The following is a 4468-nucleotide window of genomic DNA, read 5'->3' on the forward strand; positions in this document are numbered from 1 at the left end:
TTGCCGTTCCTGATGTCGTCGGAAAAGGAACGCGATCAGATGCTGCGCCTGCAGCCGATCGCACACGTCCGTGCGCTGGCGGCGAAGGCGGATGTGCGGCTGGTCGGCATCGGCCAGATGGACCAGCACGCGCAAATCCTGGTCGACGGCTTCGTCACCCGCGAGGAGTTGCACGACATGATGCGCCGCGGTGCCGCCGGCGAGCTGACCGGCTGGGTCTTCGACACCGCGGGCAAGATCATCGACGGCGGCACCAACCGCCGTCTGACCAGCGTTCCGCCGCGCATTCCTGCCGCCGCGCTCACGGTCGGCGCGGCCGTCGGCAAGGGCAAGATCCCCGCCATCAAGGCGGCGCTCAAGGGGCGTCTGATCAACGGCCTGATTACCGACGAGGCGACTGCGGCCGCGATTCTGCGCGGGTGATTCCTCGAATTCGTCATTGCGAGCAAAGCGAAGCAATCCAGGGCCACGACTTGCGGTTCTAGATTGCTTGGTCGGCTGACGCCTCCTCGCAATGACGAGAGTTCAGGAGCGTCGCCATCTGCGCCTTGACAAGCTTTGCGAAGCGGATGAACATACGCCCAAAGCGTGGGCATATGCTCAACGCCAAGAAATAAGCTGGGAGGTTATCGTGAAACACGTCCTAGGCGCCCTGTTGGGCGCGACCGCGCTTATTGTTTCAGCCCCCGCACTCGCGCAAACCACGCTGACCATCGCCACCGTCAACAACGGCGACATGATCCGCATGCAGGGTCTGACCTCTGACTTCACCGCGAAAAATCCCGGCATCGAGGTCAAATGGGTGACGCTGGAGGAGAACGTGCTGCGCCAGCGGGTGACGACGGACATCGCCACCAAGGGCGGGCAGTTCGACGTCCTGACCATCGGCACCTACGAAGTGCCGATCTGGGCGAAGAAGGACTGGCTGGTTCCGCTCACCAACCTTCCGAGCGACTACGACGTCGGCGATCTGCTGCCCAAAATTCGCGACGCGGTCTCCGTCAACGGCAAGCTCTACGCCGCGCCGTTCTACGGCGAGAGCTCGATGCTGATGTATCGCACCGACCTGTTCCAGAAGGCCGGACTGACGGTGCCGGAAAGGCCGACCTGGGATTTCGTCATCGATGCGGCCAAGAAGCTCACCGACAAGTCCGCCGGCATCTATGGCATCTGCCTGCGCGGCAAGGCTGGTTGGGGCGAGAACATGGCGTTCCTGACCGCGATGGCCAATTCCTTCGGCGCGCGCTGGTTCGACGAGAAGTGGGAGCCGCAGTTCAACTCGCCGGAATGGAAGAAGGCGCTGACGACTTATGTCGACCTGATGAAGGAGGCGGGCCCTCCGGGCGCCAGCTCGAACGGCTTCAATGAGAATCTGGCGCTGTTCAACGCCGGCAAATGCGCGATGTGGATCGATGCAACGGTGGCGGCGTCCTTCGTGACCAACCCGAAGGATTCCAAGGTCGCCGACCATGTCGGCTTTGCAATGGCGCCGAACACTGGCCTTGGCAAGAACGCGAACTGGCTGTGGGCGTGGAGCCTGGCGATTCCTGCCGGCTCGAAGAAGGTCGACGCGGCGGAGAAGTTCATCGCCTGGGCGACGAGCAAGGACTACACCAAGCTCGTCGCATCGAAGGAAGGCTGGGCCAATGTGCCGCCGGGAACGCGCACTTCGCTCTACGAGAACCCGGACTATCTCAAGGCCGCCCCGTTCGCGAAGCTGACGCTCGCCTCCATCGACGCGGCCGATCCGAACAAGCCCACGGTGAAGCCGGTGCCCTACGTCGGCGTGCAATATGCGGCGATCCCAGAATTCCAGGGCATCGGCACCACGGTCGGGCAGCAGTTCTCGGCGGCGCTGTCCGGCTCGACCACCGTCGAGCAGGCGCTCGCCAACGCCCAGTCCGCGACCGAACGCGAGATGAAGCGTGCCCGCTACATCAAGTAGCGCATGATCCGGAAAAGTGTGACGCGGTTTTTCGAAAAGATCATGCGCAAACAATAAGCTAAAGCGTGATGATGATTCATCTTCAGATCATCGCGCTTTAGCCGGCGGCTTCGAGCGGTCAGCTCAGTCTCCCGGGCTGAACCACTGGCGACCATCCCGTCCCAAGATTTGGATGGTCGCCCTTTCTCTCAGGCGGAAGGAGGCGGGGATGGCCAGGCAGAAGGAGGTCGGGACGGCGACCCGACAGACGCAATTGCTGGCGCGCACGCTGATGACGCCCGCGGTTGTACTCCTGTTCATCTGGATGATCGTGCCGCTGGCGCTGACGATCTACTTCGCCACGTTGCACTACAATCTGCTCGATCCGGATTCCGGGCAGTTCGTCGGCTTCGACAATTTTCGCTACTTCCTGACCGACCCCGCCTTCCTCGCCTCGCTGCTCAACACGCTGATACTGGTCGGCTCGGTGCTGGCGATCACGATCCTGGTCGGGATCCCGCTCGCACTGTTGCTGGATCAGCCGGTGTTGGGCCGCAGCATCGTGCGACTGATGGTGATCGCCCCGTTCTTCGTCATGCCGACGGTCAGCGCGCTGGTCTGGAAGAACCTCCTTATGCATCCGGTCTCGGGGCTCTTTGCCTGGATCGCGACGTCGTTCGGCTTGACGCCGATCGACTGGTTCAACGATGTGCCGATGCTTGCGATCATCCTGATCGTGTCCTGGCAATGGCTGCCGTTTGCCACCCTGATCCTGCTGACCGCGCTGCAATCGCTGGACGAGGAGCAGAAAGAGGCCGCCGAGATGGACGGCGCGCCTGCGCTCTCCAGCTTCATTTACATCACCTTGCCGCACCTGGCGCGGCCGATTACGGTGGTGATCCTGATCGAGACGATCTTCTTGCTCACAGTGTTCGCCGAGATCTTCGTCACCACGGGCGGCGGACCGGGGCTGCAGACCACCAACATCGCGTTCCTGATCTATTCGCAGGCCTTGATCCAGTTTGACGTCGGCAGTGCGTCCGCGGGCGGTCTGGTCGCCGTGGTCATCGCCAACATCGTGGCCTTCTTCCTCGTCCGCATCGTCGGCCGGAACCTGGAGGCGTAATCATGGCACGCGCGGTAACGACAAAGCGGAAGGTGATCTCGACCGCGGCGGCCTGGCTCGCCGGCTTTTTGATCTTCTTCCCGATCCTGTGGATGGTGCTCGCAAGCTTCAAGACCGAGCAGGAAGCCTTCGCGGTGCCGCCGTCGTTCCTGTTCTTCCACTGGACCCTTGAAAACTATGCGACCGTGCAGGCGCGCAGCGACTATTTCCTCCACGCTTTCAACTCCATCGTCATCGCCGGCGGCTCGACGTTGATTGCGCTCTTGATCGCCATACCGGCCGCCTGGTCGATGGCGTTCTCGCCGACCAAGCGCACCAAGGACATCCTGCTCTGGATGCTGTCGACCAAGATGATGCCGCCGGTCGGCGTGCTGGTCCCGATCTACCTGATCTACCGGAATTTCGGCCTGCTCGACACGCGGACGGGCCTCATCTTCATCCTGTGTCTCGGCAACCTGCCGATTGTGGTGTGGATGCTCTTCACCTATTTCAAGGAGATTCCAAAAGACATCCTCGAAGCCGCGCGCATGGATGGCGCGACCATCAGCAAGGAACTGGTCTATGTGCTGACGCCGATGGCGGTGCCGGGGCTTGCCTCGACGCTGCTGCTCAACCTGATCCTTGCCTGGAACGAGGCTTTCTGGACACTCAATCTCTCGACCTTGAACGCCGCGCCGCTCACCGTGTTCATCGCCTCCTATTCGTCTCCGGAAGGCCTGTTCTGGGCCAAGCTCTCCGCGGCCTCGACGCTCGCAATCGCTCCAATTCTCGTGCTCGGCTGGTTCAGTCAGCGGCAGCTCGTCCGTGGCCTGACGTTCGGCGCCGTCAAATAGGGAAGGCGACACATCATGGGTCAGATCACGTTGCAGGGTGTCCAGAAATCGTTCGGGCCGGTGCACATCATCAAGGGCGCCGACCTCGATATCGCCGACGGCTCCTTCGTCGTCTTTGTCGGTCCGTCCGGCTGCGGCAAGACCACGCTGCTCAGGCTGATCGCGGGGCTCGAGGACGTCACCGGCGGAAACATCCTGATCGACGGCAAGAATGTCGTCAACGTTCCGCCGGCCAAGCGCGGGCTGTCGATGGTGTTCCAGTCCTACGCGCTCTATCCGCACATGAGCGTGCGCGGCAATATCGCCTTTGGCCTGAAGATGGCGGGTCAGCCGAAGGCCGAGATCAACCGCAAGGTCGAGGCGGCGGCTGCGACCTTGAACCTGACGCCCTATCTCGACCGCAAGCCGCGCGAATTGTCGGGCGGCCAGCGTCAGCGCGTCGCGATCGGCCGCGCCATCGTGCGCGAGCCGAAGGCGTTCCTGTTCGACGAGCCGCTGTCCAACCTCGACGCCGCACTTCGCGTGCAGATGCGGCTCGAGGTGACGCGCTTGCAGAAGCAGCTCGGCACCACGGCCATCTACGTC

Annotated in this window: 5 protein-coding genes; all 5 read left to right on the plus strand. The window is 62.5% G+C overall.

What is annotated here, in order from left to right; all coding sequences use genetic code 11:
• A partial coding sequence (locus tag VKR55_RS32100; RefSeq protein ID WP_324409420.1) for a sugar-binding domain-containing protein occupies positions 1-423 on the plus strand: 423 nt, incomplete at its 5' end.
• A 208-nt stretch (positions 424-631) separates the two neighbouring features.
• Entirely contained in the window at positions 632-1945 is a 1314-nt protein-coding gene (locus VKR55_RS32105) for an ABC transporter substrate-binding protein (protein ID WP_324409421.1), read from the plus strand.
• Positions 1946-2153: 208 nt separating this feature from the next.
• On the plus strand, positions 2154-3050 hold the full coding sequence (locus VKR55_RS32110) for a carbohydrate ABC transporter permease (protein ID WP_324409422.1): 897 nt from the start codon (positions 2154-2156) through the stop codon (positions 3048-3050).
• A 2-nt stretch (positions 3051-3052) separates the two neighbouring features.
• A complete protein-coding gene (locus VKR55_RS32115; RefSeq protein ID WP_324409423.1) occupies positions 3053-3883 on the plus strand; it encodes a carbohydrate ABC transporter permease in 831 nt (276 codons plus the stop codon).
• A 15-nt stretch (positions 3884-3898) separates the two neighbouring features.
• The coding region (locus VKR55_RS32120; protein ID WP_324409424.1) for an ABC transporter ATP-binding protein at positions 3899-4468 on the plus strand (570 nt) is incomplete at its 3' end.

The sequence above is a fragment of the Bradyrhizobium sp. genome (genome assembly GCF_035309285.1).
Taxonomy (GTDB): Bacteria; Pseudomonadota; Alphaproteobacteria; order Rhizobiales; family Xanthobacteraceae; genus Bradyrhizobium.